This is a genomic window from Streptomyces flavalbus, from assembly GCF_042674625.1.
Taxonomy (GTDB): domain Bacteria; phylum Actinomycetota; class Actinomycetes; order Streptomycetales; family Streptomycetaceae; genus Streptomyces; species Streptomyces flavalbus.
On sequence record NZ_JBHTEB010000001.1, the window covers coordinates 6,607,462 to 6,627,712 of the forward strand.

The 20,251-nt window shown below is 73.9% G+C and carries 17 protein-coding genes and 1 pseudogene; 17 read left to right on the forward strand and 1 reads right to left on the reverse strand.

Features of this window, described 5'->3' with window-relative positions; translation table 11 throughout:
* Window positions 1-33 precede the first annotated feature (33 nt).
* The 11 genes and pseudogenes from ACFQZ6_RS29515 to ACFQZ6_RS29565 all read left to right on the forward strand — a co-directional run bounded on the left by ACFQZ6_RS29515 (window position 34) and on the right by ACFQZ6_RS29565 (window position 13,155).
* Entirely contained in the window at window positions 34-477 is a 444-nt protein-coding gene (locus tag ACFQZ6_RS29515; protein ID WP_381614999.1) for an SRPBCC family protein, read from the forward strand.
* A gap of 149 nt (window positions 478-626) precedes the next feature.
* Window positions 627-3,031, forward strand: a pseudogene (locus ACFQZ6_RS29520) (MFS transporter).
* A 117-nt stretch (window positions 3,032-3,148) separates the two neighbouring features.
* The gene (locus tag ACFQZ6_RS29525; protein WP_381615001.1) at window positions 3,149-5,614 is read left to right on the forward strand and encodes an ATP-binding SpoIIE family protein phosphatase; all 2,466 of its coding nucleotides are present in this window, start codon (window positions 3,149-3,151) and stop codon (window positions 5,612-5,614) included.
* Window positions 5,615-5,869: 255 nt separating this feature from the next.
* The gene (locus ACFQZ6_RS29530; RefSeq protein ID WP_381615004.1) at window positions 5,870-6,595 is read left to right on the forward strand and encodes a class I SAM-dependent methyltransferase; all 726 of its coding nucleotides are present in this window, start codon (window positions 5,870-5,872) and stop codon (window positions 6,593-6,595) included.
* A gap of 108 nt (window positions 6,596-6,703) precedes the next feature.
* Complete coding sequence (locus tag ACFQZ6_RS29535) at window positions 6,704-7,537, forward strand: M55 family metallopeptidase (RefSeq protein ID WP_381615007.1); 834 nt, start codon at window positions 6,704-6,706, stop codon at window positions 7,535-7,537.
* The gene (locus ACFQZ6_RS29540; protein ID WP_381615010.1) at window positions 7,530-8,834 is read left to right on the forward strand and encodes a M20/M25/M40 family metallo-hydrolase; all 1,305 of its coding nucleotides are present in this window, start codon (window positions 7,530-7,532) and stop codon (window positions 8,832-8,834) included. Before ACFQZ6_RS29535 ends, ACFQZ6_RS29540 begins: the two co-directional genes overlap by 8 nt.
* A gap of 27 nt (window positions 8,835-8,861) precedes the next feature.
* Window positions 8,862-10,814 carry a S9 family peptidase gene (locus ACFQZ6_RS29545; RefSeq protein ID WP_381615013.1) on the forward strand — a complete coding sequence of 651 codons (1,953 nt, stop codon included), beginning with the start codon at window positions 8,862-8,864 and terminating at the stop codon, window positions 10,812-10,814.
* 5 nt (window positions 10,815-10,819) lie between these two features.
* Window positions 10,820-11,743, forward strand: coding sequence for a S66 peptidase family protein (locus ACFQZ6_RS29550; RefSeq protein WP_381618742.1), 924 nt, complete (start codon window positions 10,820-10,822; stop codon window positions 11,741-11,743).
* Window positions 11,744-11,804: 61 nt separating this feature from the next.
* Window positions 11,805-12,074 (forward strand): LapA family protein, encoded by a 270-nt coding sequence (locus ACFQZ6_RS29555; protein WP_381615016.1) that lies wholly within the window; start codon window positions 11,805-11,807, stop codon window positions 12,072-12,074.
* A 9-nt stretch (window positions 12,075-12,083) separates the two neighbouring features.
* Entirely contained in the window at window positions 12,084-12,638 is a 555-nt protein-coding gene (locus ACFQZ6_RS29560; RefSeq protein WP_381615019.1) for a GNAT family N-acetyltransferase, read from the forward strand.
* A 43-nt stretch (window positions 12,639-12,681) separates the two neighbouring features.
* Complete coding sequence (locus ACFQZ6_RS29565; RefSeq protein WP_381615022.1) at window positions 12,682-13,155, forward strand: phage holin family protein; 474 nt, start codon at window positions 12,682-12,684, stop codon at window positions 13,153-13,155.
* Between the two features lie 13 nt (window positions 13,156-13,168).
* Here the strand turns inward: ACFQZ6_RS29565 and ACFQZ6_RS29570 are convergent, their stop codons facing one another.
* Entirely contained in the window at window positions 13,169-14,125 is a 957-nt protein-coding gene (locus tag ACFQZ6_RS29570; protein WP_381615025.1) for an LLM class F420-dependent oxidoreductase, read from the reverse strand.
* A gap of 140 nt (window positions 14,126-14,265) precedes the next feature.
* Between ACFQZ6_RS29570 and ACFQZ6_RS29575 the strand changes: the two genes are divergently transcribed.
* The 6 genes from ACFQZ6_RS29575 to ACFQZ6_RS29600 are packed head-to-tail and all read left to right on the forward strand — an operon-like array spanning window position 14,266 to window position 20,250.
* Window positions 14,266-15,798 carry an NAD(P)/FAD-dependent oxidoreductase gene (locus ACFQZ6_RS29575; protein ID WP_381615028.1) on the forward strand — a complete coding sequence of 511 codons (1,533 nt, stop codon included), beginning with the start codon at window positions 14,266-14,268 and terminating at the stop codon, window positions 15,796-15,798.
* Complete coding sequence (locus ACFQZ6_RS29580) at window positions 15,795-17,645, forward strand: transketolase (RefSeq protein WP_381615030.1); 1,851 nt, start codon at window positions 15,795-15,797, stop codon at window positions 17,643-17,645. The genes ACFQZ6_RS29575 and ACFQZ6_RS29580 overlap by 4 nt, the downstream gene beginning before the upstream one ends.
* Window positions 17,642-18,571, forward strand: coding sequence for a non-homologous end-joining DNA ligase (gene ligD, locus ACFQZ6_RS29585; RefSeq protein ID WP_381615033.1), 930 nt, complete (start codon window positions 17,642-17,644; stop codon window positions 18,569-18,571). The genes ACFQZ6_RS29580 and ligD overlap by 4 nt, the downstream gene beginning before the upstream one ends.
* A gap of 44 nt (window positions 18,572-18,615) precedes the next feature.
* Window positions 18,616-18,987: a gas vesicle protein GvpO gene (locus ACFQZ6_RS29590; protein ID WP_381615036.1), complete on the forward strand. Its 372-nt coding sequence runs from the start codon at window positions 18,616-18,618 to the stop codon at window positions 18,985-18,987.
* 58 nt (window positions 18,988-19,045) lie between these two features.
* A complete protein-coding gene (locus tag ACFQZ6_RS29595; protein WP_381615038.1) occupies window positions 19,046-19,471 on the forward strand; it encodes a gas vesicle structural protein GvpA in 426 nt (141 codons plus the stop codon).
* Entirely contained in the window at window positions 19,468-20,250 is a 783-nt protein-coding gene (locus ACFQZ6_RS29600; protein ID WP_381615040.1) for a GvpL/GvpF family gas vesicle protein, read from the forward strand. Before ACFQZ6_RS29595 ends, ACFQZ6_RS29600 begins: the two co-directional genes overlap by 4 nt.
* Window position 20,251 lies beyond the last annotated feature (1 nt).

Genomic DNA, 20,251 nt, shown 5'->3' on the forward strand with positions numbered 1-20,251 from the left:
CGACCTTGAGAACTCAAGCCCTGGAGGAAGTCGATGGCGCAGGTCGAGGCCAGCACGGAGCGGGTCGTCGCGGCGGACCCGGACACGGTGTTCGACACCCTCGCCGACTACAGCGGCACCCGAGCCAAGCTGCTGCCCGAACAGTTCAGCGAGTACGAGGTGCGCGAGGGCGGCGACGGCGAGGGCACCCTGGTCCACTGGAAGCTCCAGGCCACCAGCAAGCGCGTCCGGGACTGCCTGCTGGAGGTCACCGAGCCGTCCGACGGCGACCTCGTCGAGAAGGACCGCAACTCCTCCATGGTCACCACCTGGCGGGTCACCCCGGCCGGGGAGGGCAAGGCCCGCGTCGTGGTGACCACCACCTGGCAGGGCGCCACCGGCATCGGCGGCTTCTTCGAGCGGACCTTCGCGCCCAAGGGCCTCGCCCGGATCTACGACGCCATCCTCGCCAGGCTCGCCACCGAGGTCGAGAAGTAGACAAAGGGCCGTCCCGGCGCCGCCGTTGAGGGCTCACCGGTTCGAGTGGATCTCCGCGGGGACCGGTCCGCCGCCGTAACTCGCCGCGCCTGCGCGCCGTTTCCGCTTCCGCGGGCACCGTGCGGCAGGCGCGACGAGGGGAGCGGTACGTGGGCGGGACGACTCTGGTACAGGATGAACCGGTCGCGGCACCCCCGCCCCCGCCCGCCGACGGGACCGCCACCGACGCCGGGCTCAGCCCGCGCCGGGTGCGGCTGGTGTTCTTCGGGCTGATGCTGGCGCTGCTGCTCGCCGCCCTGGAGCAGATGATCGTCGCCACCGCGCTGCCGCGGATCGTCGGCGAACTGCACGGCCTGGAGAAGATGTCCTGGGCGATCACCGCCTACCTCCTCACCGCCACCGTCGGACTGCCGGTCTACGGCAAGCTCGGGGACCTCCTCGGCCGCAAGGGCGTCTTCCAGTTCGCGATCGTCGTCTTCGTCGTCGGCTCCGCGCTCGCCGGGCGGGCCCAGACCATGGACCAGCTCATCGCCTACCGGGCCGTCCAGGGCGTCGGCGCGGGCGGGCTCATGATCGGCGTACAGGCGATCATCGCGGACATCGTGCCGCCCCGGCGGCGCGGCCGGTTCATGGGCCTGATCGGCGCCGCCTTCGGCCTCGCCTCCGTCGCCGGACCCCTGCTCGGCGGCTACTTCACCGACCACCTCTCCTGGCGCTGGTGCTTCTACGTCAACGTGCCCTTCGGGCTGGTCACCATGGTCGTCGTCGCCGTCGTGCTGAAACTCCCCAAACCGGCACGGAAGGCACGCCTCGACCTCCTCGGGGCGCTGCTGCTCGCCGCCGCCTCCACCTGCGTGGTGCTGCTGACCACCTGGGGCGGCACCGAACACGCCTGGGACTCACGCGTCATCCTCGGCCTCGGCGCCGGAGCCGTCGCCGCCACCCTGCTCTTCCTGCTCGCCGAGCACCGCGCCGCCGAACCCCTCATCCCGCTGCGGCTGTTCCGGGACTCCGTCTTCAACGTCACCAGCCTGGTCGGCCTGGTCGTCGGCGTCGCCCTGTTCGGCGCCGCCAGCTACCTGCCGACCTTTCTCCAGATGGTCGACGGCGCCTCCGCCACCGAGTCCGGGCTGCTGATGCTGCCGATGATGGCGGGCATCGTCGGCGCCTCCATCGTCACCGGGCAGCTCGTCAGCCGCACCGGCCGCTACAAGGCCCACCCGGTCCTCGGCTGCGCCCTGTGCGTCGTCGGGATGTGGCTGCTGTCCCGGCTGGAGGCCGACACCCCCCGCGCGCACTACAGCCTCTGGATGGCCGTCCTCGGCGCCGGGATCGGCATGGTGATGCCGGTGCTCATCCTCGCCGTGCAGAACAGCGTCCGCCCCGCCGACCTCGGCACCGCGACCAGCGCCAACAACTACTTCCGGCAGATCGGCGGCAGCGTCGGCGCCGCCGTCTTCGGCACCCTCTTCGCCGACCGGCTCACCGACGCCCTCGCCGACGAACTCCCCGCGCGCGCGGGCGCCGGGCTGCCCGCCGCCGAGTCCCTCACCCCGCAGCTCGTGCACGCCCTGCCGCCCGAGCTGCGCGACAGCTACATCCGGGCCTACGCCGACGCCATGCCGAGGATCTTCCTCTACCTCGTGCCGGTGCTCGTCCTCGGTCTGCTCATCGCCTTCTTCCTCAAGGAGAAACCACTGGTGTCCCACAACGCCCCCACCACCGAACCGGACACCGCCCGGCTGAACGCCGTACCGCCGCCCCCGCCGGTGCCGCAGGCGCGCCACTCCTACACCGCCGGGATCGCCGTCTGCGGCACCGTGCAGCACCCGGACGGCACCGTCGTGCCGCGCGCCGCGCTCACCCTGATCGACGTCGCCGGACAGCAGGTCGGGCGCGGCGCGAGCGGCGACGACGGGCGGTACGCGCTGGCCACGCCGGGGGCGGGGGCGTACGTGCTGATCGCCGCCGCGGGCGGCCACCAGCCGCAGGCGGTCTCCGTGACCGTCGGGGAGCGGCCCGTCGAACTCGACGTCGTCCTCGGCGGTGCCGGACGCCTCGCCGGGAGCGTGCTCACCGCCGACGGCACCCCCGTGCGGGACGCCACCGTCACCCTCACCAACGTGCACGGCGAGGTCGTCGCCACCACCCGCAGCGGACGCGAGGGCGGCTACGTCATCACCGAACTCGTCGCCGGTGAGTACACCCTCGCCGCCAGCGCGCCCGCCTTCCGCCCCGCCGCCCTGCCGGTCACCGTGCAGGCCGCCCGGGAGACCCGGCAGGACGTCGAACTCGCGGGCGGCGCCGTGCTGCGCGGCACGGTCCGGGCCGGGGCGGACGACCCGTCGAGGACGCGCGCGTGACCCTCCTGGACGCGGCGGGCAACGTCGTCGACACCCTCACCACCCCGGCCGACGGCACCTTCCGCTTCGTCGACCTGTCCTCCGGCGAGTACACCGTCATCGCCGCCGGGTACCCGCCCGTCGCCACCGTCCTCCAGGTCGCGGGCGGCGGACGCACCGAACGGGACCTCCAGCTCGGGCACGAGGACTGACACCTCCCCGCGGGTACGGTCAATTCGCCCGTTGCCGCACATCGGGCGCGGTGACCGCCGTACCGTGGAGGCCGGGGGACAGATCTTGCTCAGCCATGGGGGAGGAGGGCCTGGACCATGGACCGTGGCACCGACGGCCGCGCGGCGGCCGACGGCCACCCGGTGCCGGGGAACGCCGTCGCCGGACGCATCCCGCTCGCCGTGGTCGTCGTCGACCGCGAGGGCCTCGTCTCCCACTGGAGCGCCGGGGCCCGGCGGCTGTTCGGCACCCCCAAGGAGGCGGCGCTCGGCCGGCCGGTGGTCGACCTGCTCCCCGTCTCCGGCGCGCTGCCCGAGGACGGCGCCCTGTCCCCGTACGGCGAGGACGACGGGCTCGGACCCGACCTCGACGTCTCCCTCGGCGGGGAGCTGTCCTACCCGGCCGCGGGCTGCGCGCGGCTCAGCGTGCCAGGACGGGACCGGATCGACGTGCTGTGGTGGGCCTACCCGCTGGTCGGCCCCGGCCCGGAACGACTGCTCGTGCTCGCCGCCGACGCCGCGCCCCTCCAACTGCGCGACCCCGACGACGCGCTCGACGCCACCGACGCCGTCGTCGAGCGGATCGTGCCCGCCTTCGCCCTGCACACCGACTTCCCCGGCGCCGAGCGCCTCGCGCGCGGGCTGCCCGAGATCCTGCCCAGCATGAGCGTCGAGGAGAGCGCCCGGATCGTCGGACAGGTCCTGGAACTGGGCTACCCCGTCCTGGAGTTCAGCCAGAACGACCGGGTGCCCGTCACCCCCGACTGGGGCGTGCCCCGGCGTGCCGAGCGCCGGGCGCGCCGGGAGCGGCTCGCGCGGGCGGTCGCGGCGGGCGAGCCCGTGCCGACGGACCTGCGCGAGGACGCCGACGACAGCGAGGACCTGGAGTACGCCGCCGTCCGCGAGCGCCTGGAGTTCCTCAACGAGGTCAGCGGCCGGATCGGCACCTCACTCGACCTCGCGGCGACCATCGTCGAGGTCAGCAAGGCCGTCGTACCCCGGTTCACCGACGTCGCGGGCACCTATCTGCGCGAGCAGGTCGTCGCCGGTGAGGGGTTCCCGGGCGGTGTGCCGGACACCACCACCCTCTGGCACCGGGTGGCCCTGGAGCACACCGACGAACCCGGCCGCTGGGACGACGTGGTGCCGGTCGGCGAGGCCATGCCGTTCCCGGCGCACACCCCGTTCTTCCAGTGCATGACCACCGGGGAGCCGGTGCTGGTGCCGCGAATCAGCGAGGAGATGGGGCACGCCATCGCCGCGCAGTTCGAGAAGCGCGACATCCGGCCGCTGATCACCGGGCGCTCCATGCTGGTCGTACCGCTGAAGGCCCGCAACGTCGTCCTCGGGTTCATGATCCTGCTGCGGCATCCCGAGCGGCCCGTGTTCAACGACATGGACCGGGTCACCGGCGCCGAACTCGCCGCCCGCGCGGGCCTCGTCCTGGACAACGCGCGCATGTACACCTACCAGGAGTCCGTCGCCGAGACCCTCCAGGACAGCATGTTGCCGCACATCCCGGCGCGGATGGCGGGCTGCGACATCGCCACCCGCTACCTCCCCGGCACGCTCCTCGGCCGGGTCGGCGGCGACTGGTTCGACTCGGTGAAGCTGCCCGGCGCCCGCACCGCGTTCGTCGTCGGGGACGTCATGGGCCACGGCCTGAACTCCGCGGCGATGATGGGACAGTTGCGCACCGCCGTGCAGACCATGGCCGCCCTCGACCTGCCGCCCGCGCAACTGCTGCGCAACCTCGACGACCTCGCCCAGCGGCTCGGCGAGAACTACCTCGCGACCTGTCTGTACGCCGTCTACGACCCCGTCGCGGGCGAACTGTGCCTCGCCAACGCCGGGCACATCCCACCGGTGCTGGTGCGCGCCGAGGACGGCCGCAGTGAGCTGCTCGACCTGCCCACGGGCGCCCCGATCGGCATCGGCGGCGTGCCGTTCGAGGCGGTCCGGGTGCCCGTGCGGCCCGGTGACCGGCTGGTGATGTGCACGGACGGGCTGGTCGAGGTGCGCGGCGAGGACATCGGCGTCGGCCTCGCCACGCTGTGCGAGTCGGCGGCGCACCCGGCCGCGTCCATGGACGACGCCTGCGACACCATCATCCGCGCCCTCAATCCGCGCGGTGGCCGCAAGGACGACGTGGCCCTGCTGATGGCCCGGCTCAGCGGCATCGAGCCCGACGACGTCGCGGAGTGGCGGCTGCCCCTCGACCCCGCCGAGGTCGGCCGGGCCCGGGCCGCGGTCCGCGAGCAGCTCCACGACTGGGGCCTGGCGAAGACGGCGTACACCGCCGAACTGCTGGTCAGCGAACTCGTCACCAACGCGGTACGGCACTCCCACCACCGCCCGGTCGGGCTGCGCCTGGTGCGCGGCGACACCCTGCTGTGCGAGGTGGACGACGACGACCACGAACTGCCCACCCTGCTCAGCGCCTCCGGCGACGACGAGACCGGACGCGGACTGCGCGTCGTCAGCACGCTCGCCCGCGAGTGGGGCGCCACCCGGACCGGCGCGGGCAAGACGGTGTGGTTCGAACTCACCCTGCCACGCCGCTGACCCCGCGGGGGGAGCGAACGGGCAGGCGGGCGGCCCTCGCCTGTGGATGCGGGTGGTCCTCGTGTGCGGATGACGGGCTGGTTCCGGTGTGCCCTGCCGTGCCGCTGGCCCCGAGAGGGGGCGCACTCGGGGCGTGGGGGAGTGAACGGGGCGTGCGGGATGTGCGCCGCGTTCTTGTGGCGGTGACCCGGGCGCGGTAGACCGTACTGGCCCGTCTGTCGGAGCGGGTCGCCTTCGCACCCTGGGGAGTTGGGCATGAGCGTGACGAGTCGGTACCGGGACGCCTGGGAGGGCTTCTGGCAGGAGGCGTCGGACGAACCGGGGGCGGTGTTCTGGGACGCGGAGCCCGCGCTGACCGCCGGACGCCACCTGGCGCTGTTCGAACCGCACCTGCTGGAGCCCACGTTGCCGCTGCTCGACCTCGGCTGCGGCAACGGCACCCAGACCCGGTTCCTCGCCGACCGCTTCCCCCATGTGATCGGCGTCGACCTGTCCGCCGCCGCCCTCGACCACGCCCGCCGCGCCGACCCGGCCGGACAGGCCAGCTACCGGCTGCTGGACGCCGCCGAGAAGGGCGAGGCGCAGACCCTGCACGCCGAGCTGGGCGACGCCAACGTGTACGTGCGGGGCGTGCTGCACCAGTGCGAGCCCGACGACCGGCAGCCGCTGGCCGACAGCATCGCCACGCTCGCCGGGGAGCGCGGCCGGGTCTTCCTCGTCGAGCCCTCGCAGGCCGCCGGAGCCGTACTGCGCGGTCTCGCGCAGGGCCCCGCCGGTCCGCCCGCGAAGCTCGCGCCCGTCCTGCGGCACGGCATCGCGCCCGGCGAGGTCGCCGACGCCGCCGTGCCCGACCTGCTGCGCGCGGCCGGGCTCACCGTGCTGGCGAGCGGTGAACTCCCTTTGGTCACCACGGAGTACACTGAGGACGGCACCCGGATAGAACTGCCGTCCGGCTGGCTGGTGGCAGGGCGCCAGCAGTGACCCGGGAGACCTGAGCGGCACCGGACCGGGCGGCCGGGGCGCCGGACGCCGGGAACGGCCGTCCCGCGTCCTGGCCCGTTCCGGCCGCGACGCGTAACGTTTCGCAGCATGAAGATCCTGATCAGCGCCGACATGGAGGGCGCCACGGGGGTGACCTGGCCCGCCGACGTGCTGCCGGGGACCCCGCAGTGGGAACGCTGCCGTTCCATGTTCACCTCGGACGTCAACGCCGCCGCCCTCGGCTTCTTCGACGGGGGCGCCGACGAGGTGCTCGTCAACGAGGCCCACTGGACGATGCGCAACCTGCTCCTGGAGGATCTGGACGAACGGGTGCAGATGCTCACCGGGCGGCACAAGTCGCTGTCCATGGTGGAGGGCGTGCAGCACGGCGACGTCGACGCCATCGCGTTCGTCGGCTACCACGCGGGGGCCGGGGAGGAGGGCGTGCTCGCGCACACCTACCTCGCCAACTCCATCACCGGGGTGTGGCTGAACGACGTGCGCGCCAGCGAGGGCCTGCTCAACGCGCACGTGGTCGCCGAGTACGGGGTGCCGGTCATCCTGGTCACCGGCGACGACGTGGCCTGCGAGGACGCCCTCGGCTACGCCCCCGAGGCGCTGAAGGTCGCCGTCAAGGACCACGTGTCCCGGTACGCCGCCGTGTGCCGGACGCCCGCCCGCACCGCCGCCGACATCCGGGCCGCGGCCAAGGAGGCGGTGGGCCTCGCGGGGCGGCGGGAACCGGTCGCCGGTGGACCGTATACAGTCGCCGTCGAGTTCGACGCCGAGCATCTCGCCATGGCGGCGACCGTCGTACCGGGAGTGGAGCGGATCGGGGAGCGGAAGGTGGCCTACACCAGCGGGACCATGTTCGAGGGCATCCGCACCTTCAAGGCCGTCACCACCGTCGTCTCCGCCGCCGTGGAGGAGCAGTATGGCTGACCAGCGGGCCCTGGACGAGGTCGTGACCTTCACGTCCGACCTGATCCGCATCGACACCACCAACCGGGGCGGCGGCGACTGCCGGGAGCGGCCCGCCGCCGAGTACGCCGCCGAGCGGCTCGCGGACGCCGGGCTCGAACCGGTGCTGCTTGAGCGCACCGAGGGCCGCACCAACGTCGTCGCCCGCGTCGAGGGGACCGACCCGTCCGCCGACGCGCTGCTCGTCCACGGCCACCTGGACGTCGTACCGGCCGAGGCCGCCGACTGGAGCGTGCACCCGTTCTCCGGCGAGGTCCGCGACGGCGTCGTGTGGGGGCGGGGCGCCGTCGACATGAAGAACATGGACGCGATGATCCTCGCCGTGGTGCGCGACTGGGCCCGCCACGGCGTCCGCCCGCGCCGGGACATCGTGGTCGCCTTCACCGCCGACGAGGAGGCCAGCGCCGAGGACGGCTCCGGGTTCCTCGCGGACCGGCACCCGCACCTGTTCGAGGGCTGCACCGAGGGCATCAGCGAGTCCGGCGCGTTCACCTTCCACGACGGCGCGGGCCGCGAGATCTACCCGATCGCCGCCGGGGAGCGCGGCACCGCCTGGCTGAAGCTCACCGCGCGCGGCCGCGCCGGACACGGCTCCAAGGTCAACCGCGAGAACGCGGTGACCCGGCTGTCCGCCGCGATCGCCCGGATCGGTGACCACGAGTGGCCGCTGCGGCTCACCCCGACCGTGCGCGCCGCGCTCACCGAACTCGCCGCCGTCTACGGCATCGAGACCGACCTCAGCGACGTCGACGCCCTGCTGGAGAAGCTGGGCCCGGCCGCCAAGCTGGTCGAGGCGACCGTCCGCAACAGCGCCAACCCGACCATGCTGGACGCCGGTTACAAGGTGAACGTCATCCCCGGCCAGGCCGTCGCCCATGTCGACGGACGCTATCTGCCGGGCGGCGAGGAGGAGTTCCGCGCCACCCTCGACCGGCTCACCGGCCCGGACGTCGACTGGGAGTTCGCCCACCACGAGGTCGCCCTCCAGGCGCCGGTGGACTCGCCCACGTTCGCCGGGCTGCGCGCCGCGGTGCGGGAGTTCGCGCCGGAGGGCCACGTGGTGCCGTACTGCATGTCGGGCGGCACCGACGCCAAGCAGTTCTCCCGGCTCGGCATCACCGGCTACGGCTTCGCGCCGCTGAAGCTGCCGGAGGGGTTCGACTACCAGGCCCTCTTCCACGGGGTCGACGAGCGGGTGCCCGTCGAGGCGCTGCACTTCGGTGTCCGCGTCCTCGACCGCTTTCTGCGGACGGCCTGAGCGGGGCCGGGAGAGGGAGGGAAAAAGGTGCAGACCCTGCCATACGGTTCATGGCCCTCGCCGATCGACGCGGCCACGGCCGCCGCGCACGACGGACACCCCGAGTTCGTCGGCTTCGTCGGCGACGAGGTCTGGTGGACCGCGCCGCGCCCCACCGAGGGCGGTCGGCGCACGCTGGTGCGACGGCACGGCGACGGCACGGAGGAGTCCGTGCTGCCCGCCCCGTGGAACGTCCGCAGCCGCGTCATCGAGTACGGCGGCCAGCCCTGGGCCGGAGCCGTCGTCGACGGCGCGCCCCTGGTGGTGTTCGTCCACTTCGCTGACCAGCGGCTGTACCGGTACCGGCCGGGCGCCGAACCGGTTCCGCTGACGCCGCTGTCGCCGGTCGGCGGCGGGCTGCGCTGGGCCGACCTGGTGCTGCGCGTGGAGCGCGGCGAGGTGTGGTGCGTCCTGGAGGAGTTCACCGGCGACGGCCCCACCGACGTACGGCGCGTCCTGGCCGCCGTACCGCTGGACGGGTCCGCCGCGCAGGACCGGGACGCGGTGCGCGAACTCACCCCCGCCCGGCAGCGGTTCGTCACCGGACCCCGGCTCTCCCCGGACGGGCGGCGGGCCGCCTGGCTGGCCTGGGACCACCCGCGGATGCCCTGGGACGGCACCGAGCTGCTGGTCGCCGACGTCCGCGCCGACGGCACCTTCGACGAGCCGCGCACCGTCGCGGGCGGCCCCGAGGAGTCCATCGCGCAGGCCGACTGGTCGGCGGACGGCGCCCTGCTGTACGCCAGCGACCGCGGCGGCTGGTGGAACCTCTACCGCGACGGCGCCCCGCTGTGCACGCGCGAGGAGGAGTTCGGCGGCCCGCTGTGGCGGCTCGGACAGCGCTGGTTCGCCCCCCTCGACAGCGGCACCGTCGCCGTCGTCCACGGCCGCGGCGCCACCGCCCTCGGCATACTCGACCCCGAGACCGGCGAGGTCGTCGACGCCGCCGGACCCTGGACCGAGTTCTCCGCCACCCTCGCCGTGCACGGCGAACGCGTCGTCGCCGTCGGCGCCAGCCCGCGCAGCGCCTGGGAGGTCGTCGAACTCGACACCCGCACCGGCCACGCCCGCGTCGTCGGCGCCCCCCACGACGACGCCGTGGACCCCGCCTACTACCCCGAGCCGCAGATCCGCACCTTCACCGGACCCGACGGCCGGGACATCCACGCCCACGTCTACCCGCCGCACAACCCCGGCTGCGTGGCCCCCGGACCCGACCTGCCGCCCTACGTCGTCTGGGCGCACGGCGGGCCCACCGGGCGCTCCCCGCTCGTCCTGGACCTGGAGATCGCCTACTTCACCTCCCGCGGCATCGGCGTCGCGGAGGTCAACTACGGCGGCTCCACCGGCTACGGGCGCGAGTACCGCAACCGGCTGCGCGAGCAGTGGGGCGTCGTCGACGTCGAGGACTGCGCCGCCGTCGCACTCGCCCTCGCCGACGAGGGCACCGCCGACCGGGACCGCCTCGCCATCCGCGGCGGCAGCGCGGGCGGCTGGACCTCCGCCGCCTCCCTCACCGCCACCGACGTCTACGCCTGCGGCACGATCATCTACCCCATCCTCGACCTCACCGGCTGGGCGACGGGGGAGACCCACGACTTCGAGTCGCAGTACCTGGAGAGCCTCGTCGGACCGCTCGCGGAGGTGCCCGGCCGGTACGCCGAGCGCTCCCCGACCGAGCGGGCCGAGCACCTCACCGTGCCGTTCCTGCTGCTCCAGGGCCTCGACGACCCGATCTGCCCGCCCTCCCAGTGCGAACGCTTCCTCGCCCGCATCGAGGGCAGCCGGGTGCCGCACGCCTACATCGCCTTCGAGGGCGAGGGCCACGGCTTTCGGCGCGCCGAGACCATGGTGCGCGCCCTGGAGGCCGAACTCTCCCTGTACGCCCAGGTGTTCGGGCTCAACCCGACCGGTGTCCCGACGCTGGAGCTGACCAAGTGACCCAGGTGCGAGAGCTGACCCGGCCCGCCCGGCTGGCGCCCGGCGCCCGGGTCGCCGTCGTCGCGCCCAGCGGGCCGGTCCCGGAGGAGCGGCTGCAGGCCGGGCTCGACGTGCTGCGCGGCTGGGACCTCGACCCGGTCGTCGCCCCGCACGTCCTCGACCGGCACGGCACGTTCGACTACCTGGCGGGCGCGGACGCCGACCGCGCCGCCGACCTCCAGAACGCCTGGTGCGACCCGGCCGTGGACGCCGTGCTGTGCGCCCGCGGCGGCTACGGCGTCCAGCGCATGGTCGACCTGCTCGACTGGGAGGCGATGCGGGCCGCCGGGCCCAAGGTGTTCGTCGGCTACAGCGACATCACCGCGCTGCACGAAGCGTTCGCCACCCGGCTCGGCCTGGCCACCCTGCACGGCCCGATGACCGCGGCGGTCGACTTCCTGAAGAACGCCCGCGCCCAGGACCACCTGCGGGCCACCCTGTTCGCCCCGGAGACCGTGCGCACCATCCCCTCCGCCGGACGCGCCCTCGTCCCCGGCCGGGCCCGCGGCGTCCTCCTCGGCGGCTGCCTCAGCCTGCTCGCCGCCGACCTCGGCACCCCGCACGCCCGCCCCGCCGCCAGCGGCGGCCTGCTCTGCCTGGAGGACGTGGGGGAGGAGACGTACCGGCTCGACCGCTACCTCACCCAGTTGCTGCGCTCCGGCTGGCTGGACGGCGTGCGCGGGGTGCTGCTCGGGTCGTGGGCGGAGTGCGACCCCTACGACGAGGTGCGGGCGCTGCTCGTCGACCGGCTCGGCGGGCTCGGGGTGCCGGTGGTGGAGGAGTTCGGGTTCGGGCACTGCGAGGGCGCGCTCACCGTGCCGTTCGGGGTGGCGGCCGAGCTGGACGCGGACCGGGCGACCCTGACCCTGGACGCACCGGCGCTGCGGTGACGTCACCCGGGGGGCGGCGTTTCCCGCGCGGGTCGGCCGGGGGAGGGCGCACGCTGGTGGCATGAGCCGGAAGCAGACCGCGCCGGGCGACACCGGCGGTGGGCCGGACGCCGGTCAGGCCCGTGCGATGAGCACCGGCCAGATCGCCGTCCTGGTCCTCGCCCTCCTCGCCCTGGTCTTCATCTTCGAGAACACCCAGACCACCGACATCCGCCTGCTGGTGCCGGTGGTGTCCATGCCGCTGTGGGCGGCGCTGCTCGCGATGTGGCTCATCGGGGTGCTGTGCGGGGCGTACTTCGTCAGGCGGCGCAGGGAGCGCGTGAGGCCGTAGGGTGGCGGGGTGCCGCACCCCGTCTCCCGCCACCTCGCCGAGGGCCCCCGCGTGGGCATCCGGCACTTCACCCGCGCCGACGCCGCCGAGTTCGTCGCGCGGGCCCGCGAGAGCCGGGAGCTGCACCGGCCGTGGCTCTTCCCGCCGCAGACCGAGCAGGAGTACGCCGGGTACGCGGGGCGGCTCATCGACGATCCCACCAAGGCGGGGTTCCTCGTCTGCGACCTCGACGACGGCGCCCTCGCCGGGTTCATCAACGTCAACAACATCGTCGCCGGGGCGTTCCAGTGCGGCGCCCTCGGCTACGGGGCGTTCGCGCACGCCGCCGGGCGGGGGCTGATGCGGGAGGGGCTCGGGCTGGTGGTGCGGTACGCGTTCGGGGCGATGGGGCTGCACCGGCTGGAGATCAACGTGCAGCCCGACAACGCCGCGTCCATCGCCCTGGCCCGCGCCTGCGGCTTCCGTCTGGAGGGCTACTCGCCGGACATGCTGTTCATCGACGGGGCCTGGCGGGACCACGAACGCTGGGCGCTGACCGTGGAGATGGTCAAGGCCGAGAGCTGACGCCAAGGCGTTACGCTGCGTCGACCAAGGGTACCCGGGCGCCATGAAGCGCCTTGATCATCTGGAACACCTGGACAAGCACCTCGTCGACGAACTGGCGCAGGTGGCGCGTGAGACGGTGCGGGACGAACTGCACCGGCAGGCGCGCGAGCAGCGGCGCAAGGCCGCGCTGTACGCCGCGTCCGGCGCCGTCGCCCTGTACGCGGGCGCCGCCCTCGCGCTCACCGTGGGCCTCGCCCTCGCCGCCGGGCTGCCCGACTGGTCGGCGGCGCTGATCACCGCCGTGCTCCTCGCCGCGATCGCCTACCTGCTGCGCGGCGCCGCCCGGCCCTCCCGGCAGGACGCGGTTCAGGCGCCCGGTGGCGAGGACCGGGTGCCCGGCGGCACCCCGCCCGCCGGTCCGCCCGGCGGCCTGGGGAGCGTGCCCTACCCGCCGATGCCGCCGACGGCGCCCGGGGCGCCGGAAGCGCCGCGGGCCGAGGGGACCGACCCGGAGGGCCCGCACCACCGGGCCTGACCCCTCGCCCGCGTCACCCCTGGAGCTGCGGGAGCACCTTCGTCCGGTAGAAGTCGAAGAACGCCCGCTGCTCCGGGCCGATCTGGTTGACGTAGACCCGGTCGAAGCCCGCCTCGGCGAACGCGTTCAGCGCGCCGACGTGCTCGTCCACGTCGTCCCCGCAGACCCGGCCGTCGCGCACCATGTCCTCGGTGACCAGCGGCTCCAACTGCTCGAAGTGGCGCGGCGTGGGCAGCACCTGCCCCATCTCGCCGGGCAGCAGCTCGTTGGCCCACAGCCGCCGCACGGTCCGTACCGCCTCGTCGCGGTCGGTGCCGTAGCAGACCTTCGTCCCGCCGCTCACCAGCTTGGTGCCCCCGCCGCCCTTGCGGAACTGCTCCACCATCGGCTCCTCGGGCATCATCGTGATGTAGCCGTCGCCGACCCGCGCCGCCAGCGACGTCGCCTTGGGGCCGAACCCGGAGACGTCGATGGGGACGGGCTCCTCGGGGACCGTGTAGAGGCGGGCGTTCTCCACGGTGTAGTGGGTGCCGCGGTGGCTGACCTCCTCCCCGGTGAACAGCTTGCGCATCACCGTGATGGCCTCCTCCAGCATCTCCATCCGGATGTGCGCGGGCGGCCACGCGTCCCCCAGGATGTGCTCGTTCAGCGCCTCCCCGGTGCCCACCCCCAGCCGGAACCGGCCCCCCGTCATCACCGCGCAGGTCGCCGCGGCCTGCGCCACCACCGCCGGGTGGGTGCGCACCGTCGGGCAGGTCACCGCCGTCTCGATGGGCAGCGACACCGCCTCGGAGAGCGCGCCGATCACCGACCACACGAACGGGCTCTGCCCCTGCGCGTCGTTCCAGGGGTGGTAGTGGTCGGAGATCCACAGCGCCTGGAAACCGGCCTGCTCGGCCATCCGCGCCTGCTCGACCAGCTCGGCGGGACCGTGTTCCTCACAGGACAGGAAGTAGCCGTACTCGGGCATGGGGGGCACCTCCGTGGGGGGGCGGGACGTGTCGCGGCGCCGAGTTACCCCGCCGCCGGTGCGGAAACCCCGGGCACGTTTGGCCGCCCTGGCCAGGGGGACGCGGAAGGCTCGGACGAGACGCCACCGCCGGAGGAACCGTGAGTCGACCCCGCATCGTGATCGTCGGAGCCGGCTTCGCCGGGTACCGCACGGCCCGTGAGCTGTCGCGGATGGCCCGGGGCAAGGCCGAGATCACCCTGCTCAACCCGACCGACTACTTCCTGTACCTGCCGCTGCTGCCCCAGGTGGCCGCCGGAATCCTGGAGCCACGCCGGGTCACCGTGTCCCTGTCCGGCACCCTGCCCCGGGTCCGCCTGGTGCTCGGTGAGGCCGACGCCCTCGACCTGGACGCGCGCACGGTGCGCTACACCGGCCCCGAGGGCGACACCGGGACCCTGGAGTACGACCGTCTGGTGCTCGCCGCGGGCAGCGTCAACAAGCTGCTGCCGATCCCGGGCGTCGCCGAGCACGCGCACGGCTTCCGCGGCCTGCCCGAGGCCCTCTACCTACGGGACCACGTCACCCGGCAGGTGGAGCTGGCCGCCGCCGCCGACGACCCCGAGAGCTGCGCCGCGCGCTGCACCTTCGTCGTCGTCGGCGCCGGGTACACCGGCACCGAGGTCGCCGCGCACGGGCAGCTCTTCACCGACGCGCAGGTCCGCAAGCACCCCCTGCGGGAGGGGATGCGGCCCCGCTGGATGCTCCTCGACATCGCCGAGCGCGTGATGCCCGAGATGGACGAACGGCTCTCCCGCACCGCCGACCGGGTGCTGCGCGAGCGCGGCGTCGACGTGCGGATGGGCACCTCCGTGAAGGAGGCCACGCCCACCGGGGTGCTGCTCACCGACGGCGAGTTCGTCGACACCCACACGCTGGTGTGGTGCGTGGGCGTACGGCCCGATCCGCTCGCGGAGTCGCTGGGGCTGCCGATGGAACGCGGGCGGCTGCTCGTCGACCCCTACCTCCAGGTGCCCGGACGGCCCGAGGTGTTCGCCTGCGGGGACGCCGCCGCCGTACCCGACCTGGAGAACCCCGGCCAGTTCACGCCGATGACCGCGCAGCACGCCTGGCGGCACGGCAAGACGTGCGCGCACAACGTCGCCGCGTCGCTGGGGGTGGGGGAGCGCAAGCCGTACCGCCATGGTGACCTGGGGTTCGTGGTGGACCTCGGCGGGGCGAAGGCCGCCGCCAACCCGTTCGGGGTGCCGCTGTCCGGGCCGCTCGCCGGTGCCGTGACCCGCGGCTACCACCTCGCCGCGATGCCCGGCAACCGGGTCCGGGTCGCCGCCGACTGGCTGCTGGACGCCGTCCTGCCCCGGCAGGCCGTGCAACTGGGCCTCGTACGGTCCTGGTCGGTGCCGCTGGACACGGCGTCACCGGAGCTGGTGCGGATGCCGAACAACAGCAACAGCAACAGCAACGGCAACGGCAACGGCAACAGCGACGGCGACGGCAGCGCGGAGCCCGCGAAGAACCAGCCGGGCGGCGAGCCCGCCAGGAACCAGCCCGGCGGCGAGCCCGCGAAGAACCAGCCCGCCCCGGAACGCGGCGCCGAGCACCCCGCCCCCGGCCCCGTCAAGCGCACCGACCCCGACATGAAGCCCGACCACCCCACGGAGGGAGAGGCATGAACAGCGGTGAACTCGTCGACCTCGGCCAGCAGTTGCGCGTGGACAGCGTCCGGGCGGCAGCCGCCGCGGGCTCCGGGCACCCCACGTCCTCGATGTCGGCGGCGGACCTGATGGCCGTCCTGCTGGCCCGCCACCTCCGCTACGACTTCGCACGCCCCGCCCACCCCTGCAACGACCGCTTCATCCTCTCCAAGGGCCACGCCTCCCCCCTGCTCTACGCCGCGTACAAGGCCGCCGGTGCCATCGACGACGAGGAACTGCTGACGTTCCGCGAACTGGGCAGCAGGCTGGAGGGGCACCCCACGCCACGACGGCTGCCGTGGGTGGAGACCGCCACCGGCTCCCTCGGGCAGGGCCTGCCCGTCGGCGTCGGCGTCGCCCTCGCGGGCAAGCGCCTCGACCGCGGCGGCGACTACCGGGTGTGGGTGCTGTGCGGCGACAGCGAACTCGCCGAGGGCTCCGTGTGGGAGGCCGCCGAGCACGCCGCGTACGAGCACCTCGACAACCTCACCGCGATCGTCGACGTCAACCGGCTCGGCCAGCGCGGGCCCACCCGGCACGGCCACGACCTCGACGCCTACGCCCGCCGCTTCCAGGCGTTCGGCTGGCACACCATCGAGGTCGACGGCCACGACGTCGACGCCGTCGACCGCGCCTACGGCGAGGCCCTGTCCACCCGGGGCCAGCCCACGGCCGTCCTCGCCCGCACCCTGAAGGGCAAGGGCGTCGCGGCCGTCGAGGACCGCGAGGGACTGCACGGCAAGCCGCTGCCGGACGCCGACGAGGCCGTCGCCGAACTCGGCGGCCCCCGGGACCTGCGCGTCGAGGTCCACGAACCGCCCGCCACCCGCATGTTGCACGCCGTGCGCACCGGGCACGTCGAACTGCCCCGCTGGGACCTGGGCGAGGAGGTCGCCACCCGCGACGCCTACGGCAAGGCGCTCGCCGCGCTCGGCAGCGGACGCGGCGACGTCGTCGCCCTGGACGGCGAGGTCAGCGACTCCACCCGGGCCGAGTTCTTCGCCAAGGAACACCCCGAGCGGTTCTTCGAGTGCTACATCGCCGAGCAGCAGATGGTCGCCGCCGCGGTGGGCCTCGCGACGCGCGGCTGGGTGCCGTACGCGTCGTCGTTCGCGGCGTTCCTCACCCGCGCCCACGACTTCGTGCGGATGGCCGCCGTCAGCGGCGCCGGGATCAACCTCGTCGGCTCGCACGCGGGCGTGGCCATCGGGCAGGACGGGCCCTCGCAGATGGGCCTGGAGGACCTGGCGATGTTCCGCGCCGTGCACGGCTCGACCGTACTCTACCCGTGCGACGCCAACCAGACCGCCCGGCTGGTCAGCGCCATGGTCGGCCTGGACGGCGTGCGCTACCTGCGCACCTCGCGCGGCAAGAACGCGGTGATCTACCCGCCCGACGAGGAGTTCCCCGTCGGCGGCAGCAAGGTGCTGCGCTCCTCCGCCGCCGACCGGCTCACCGTCGTCGCCGCGGGCGTGACCGTGCCGGAGGCGCTGGCCGCCGCCGACGCCCTGGACGCGCGCGGCATCCAGGTTCGCGTCATCGACCTGTACTCCGTCAAGCCCGTCGACCGGGCCACCCTGCGCCAGGCCGCCGAGGACACCGGCTGTCTGCTCACCGTCGAGGACCACCACGAGGAGGGCGGCCTCGGGGACGCCGTCTGCGACGCCTTCCTCGACGGGCGCCCCATGCCCCGCCTGGTGCGCCTGGCCGTCCGCACGATGCCGGGCTCCGCCAGCCCCGCCGAGCAACTGCACGCGGCGGGCATCGACGCCGAGTCGATCACCGCGTCCGTCGAACTCCTCGTGGAGCAGGCGGTCGTACGATGAGCCGCGGCGCCGTGCGGACGGTACGGGCCGGGCGGCGCACGGTCGAGGTCCAGCGGGCCGACAAGGTCCTCTTCCCCGCCCGGGACGGCGACGCGCCCGGCCACACCAAGGGCGACCTCGTCGACTACTACCGCTCCGTGGCGCCGTACCTGCTGCCCCAGGTGCGGGGCCGCCCGCTGATGCTGGAGCGCCACCCGGACGGCCTGGACGGCCCCCGGTTCATGCAGAAGAACACCCCCGAGCACTACCCGGACTGGGTCACCCGGGCCGAGATGGAGAAGGAGGGCGGCACCGTCCGGCACACCGTCTGCGACGACACCGCCACCCTCGTCTACCTCGCCGACCAGGCCTGCCTGACCCTGCACCGCTGGCTGTCGCGCGCCGAACGGCCCCACCACCCCGACCGGATGGTCTTCGACCTCGACCCGTCCACCGACGACTTCGGGGCGGTGCGGGACGCGGCCCGGCTCCTCGGGGAGCTGCTCGACGAACTGCGGCTGCCGTCCGCGCTGATGACCACCGGCTCCCGCGGCCTGCACGTCGTCGTCCCGCTCGACGGACGCCAGGACTTCGACACCGTACGGGAGTTCGCCAGGGACGTCGCGGACACCCTCGCCGCCGAGCACCCCGACCGGTTCACCACCGCCGCCCGCAAGAAGGACCGCGGCGACCGCCTCTACCTCGACGTGCAGCGCAACGCCTACGCGCAGACCGCCGTCGCCCCCTACACCGTGCGCGCCCGGCCCGGCGCGCCCGTCGCCATGCCCGTCTCCTGGGACCAGCTCGACGACCCCGACCTCGGCCCGCGCCGCTGGACCATCACCGACGCCGTCGACCAGGCCCGTACCGACCCCTGGGGCGGCGTGCCGCGCCGGGCCCGCGCGCTGGGACCGGCGCGACGGCGCCTCGACGCGTTGCGCGGCTGAGGTTTGGCCAACGCCCGTCCGGCCACCCGTGTTTGGAGGTGGCCATGTCGAACACAAAGAACACAACTGATTCGTCGAGTTCACAGAACCCCCCCAAAGACACCGAAAAGCCAGCGGAACCCAAAGAACCCGAAGAGCGCACCGCACCGAACCCGATGCAGGTGCTGCGGCACGCACGCGCCCAGCTCGCGGAGCTGACCGGGATGTCGGCCGAGACCGTCTCGTCGTTCGAACAGACCGAGGACGGCTGGTCGCTGGAGGTCGAGGTCCTCGAACTCGCCCGGGTGCCCGACACGATGAGCCTGATGGCGAGCTACCAGGTCGACCTCGACCCCGAAGGGCAGCTCACCGGCTACCGGCGCCTGCGCCGCTACGAACGCGGGCGGGCCGACGCACATAGGCCCGGCGGCCGCTAGGCCGCCCGCCCGCGTCCCACACCACAGTCGAACCCACAGACAAGGAGGCACGGTCGGTATGACCGTCGTCCCGGCACAGCAGACCGGAGGAGGAGGCGGCACCAGCGGCCTGTACGACGTCCTGGAGCTGGTCCTCGACCGAGGGCTCGTCATCGACGCCTTCGTACGGGTCTCCCTCGTCGGCATCGAGATCCTGAAGATCGACGTACGCGTCGTCGTCGCCAGCGTCGACACCTATCTGCGCTTCGCCGAGGCCTGCAACCGCCTCGACCTGGAGTCCGGACCCAACAAGAGCCCCGGACTGCCCGACGTCGTCGGTGAGATCACCGAGTCCGGAGCGCGCGGCAAGTCCAAGGGCGCCCTGTCCGGCGCCGCCCAGACCGTCTCCGACGCCTTCCGGCAGGCGCGCGGGGAGGGCGAGTCCGAGCCCAGGCCGCGCGCCCGCAAGAGCACGGCCGCGCGCCGGAAGGAGGAGCAGGAGTGAGCACGTACGTCTACGGCATCACCGCCGGATCGCACCCCGCGCTCCCCGAGGGCATGGGCGGCGTCGGTGATCCGCCGCGGCCGGTGCGGATCCTCAAGGAGGGCGACCTCGCGGCGATCGTCAGCGAGGCCCCGGAAGGGCTGCGGCCCAAGCGCAAGGACCTGCTCGCCCACCAGAACGTGCTCGCGGAGGCCGGATCGGCCGCCTGTGTCCTGCCCATGCGGTTCGGCAGCATCGCCCCCGACGACGACTCCGTCACCGGGGTGCTCGCCGAGCGCGCCGACCACTACCAGGAACGCCTGCGGGCGCTGGAGGGCAAGGTCGAGTACAACGTCAAGGCCACCCACGTGGAGGAGGCGGTCCTGCACCGGGTGATGGCCGAGAACGAGGAGATACGCGCCCTCGCGGAGGCCAACCGGCAGGCCGACGGCGGCACCTACGAGCAGCGGCTGCGGCTCGGTGAGCTGGTCGCCGCCGCGGTGCAGGCCAAGGAGGCGGAGGACGCCGCCGAGCTGCGACGCCTGCTGGAGTCCGCCGCGGCGGCCGAGAGCGTGGGCCCGCAGTCCACCGGCTGGCTGGCCAACGTGTCCTTCCTGGTCGCCCGGGACTCCGCCGAGACCTTCCTGGCGGCCGTGGAGCAGGCCCGCGCCTCGCACCCGCACCTCGAACTGCGGGTCAACGGCCCGCTGCCGCCGTACAGCTTCGTCGAGCCCGGACCGGCCGAGCCCGCGGGCAGCACCATCGGCGGGACCGGCGGCGCCGACACGGGAACCGGATGAC

Excerpts from the sequence above, each read along its gene's own strand:
- ACFQZ6_RS29515 (WP_381614999.1), top strand. The coding sequence starts at position 34 with ATGGCGCAGGTCGAGGCCAGCACGGAGCGGGTCGTCGCGGCGGACCCG.
- ACFQZ6_RS29525 (WP_381615001.1), top strand. The coding sequence starts at position 3,149 with ATGGACCGTGGCACCGACGGCCGCGCGGCGGCCGACGGCCACCCGGTG.
- ACFQZ6_RS29530 (WP_381615004.1), top strand. The coding sequence starts at position 5,870 with ATGAGCGTGACGAGTCGGTACCGGGACGCCTGGGAGGGCTTCTGGCAG.
- ACFQZ6_RS29535 (WP_381615007.1), top strand. The coding sequence starts at position 6,704 with ATGAAGATCCTGATCAGCGCCGACATGGAGGGCGCCACGGGGGTGACC.
- ACFQZ6_RS29540 (WP_381615010.1), top strand. The coding sequence starts at position 7,530 with ATGGCTGACCAGCGGGCCCTGGACGAGGTCGTGACCTTCACGTCCGAC.
- ACFQZ6_RS29555 (WP_381615016.1), top strand. The coding sequence starts at position 11,805 with ATGAGCCGGAAGCAGACCGCGCCGGGCGACACCGGCGGTGGGCCGGAC.
- ACFQZ6_RS29565 (WP_381615022.1), top strand. The coding sequence starts at position 12,682 with ATGAAGCGCCTTGATCATCTGGAACACCTGGACAAGCACCTCGTCGAC.
- ACFQZ6_RS29570 (WP_381615025.1), bottom strand. The coding sequence starts at position 14,125 with ATGCCCGAGTACGGCTACTTCCTGTCCTGTGAGGAACACGGTCCCGCC.
- ACFQZ6_RS29580 (WP_381615030.1), top strand. The coding sequence starts at position 15,795 with ATGAACAGCGGTGAACTCGTCGACCTCGGCCAGCAGTTGCGCGTGGAC.
- ligD (WP_381615033.1), top strand. The coding sequence starts at position 17,642 with ATGAGCCGCGGCGCCGTGCGGACGGTACGGGCCGGGCGGCGCACGGTC.
- ACFQZ6_RS29590 (WP_381615036.1), top strand. The coding sequence starts at position 18,616 with ATGTCGAACACAAAGAACACAACTGATTCGTCGAGTTCACAGAACCCC.
- ACFQZ6_RS29595 (WP_381615038.1), top strand. The coding sequence starts at position 19,046 with ATGACCGTCGTCCCGGCACAGCAGACCGGAGGAGGAGGCGGCACCAGC.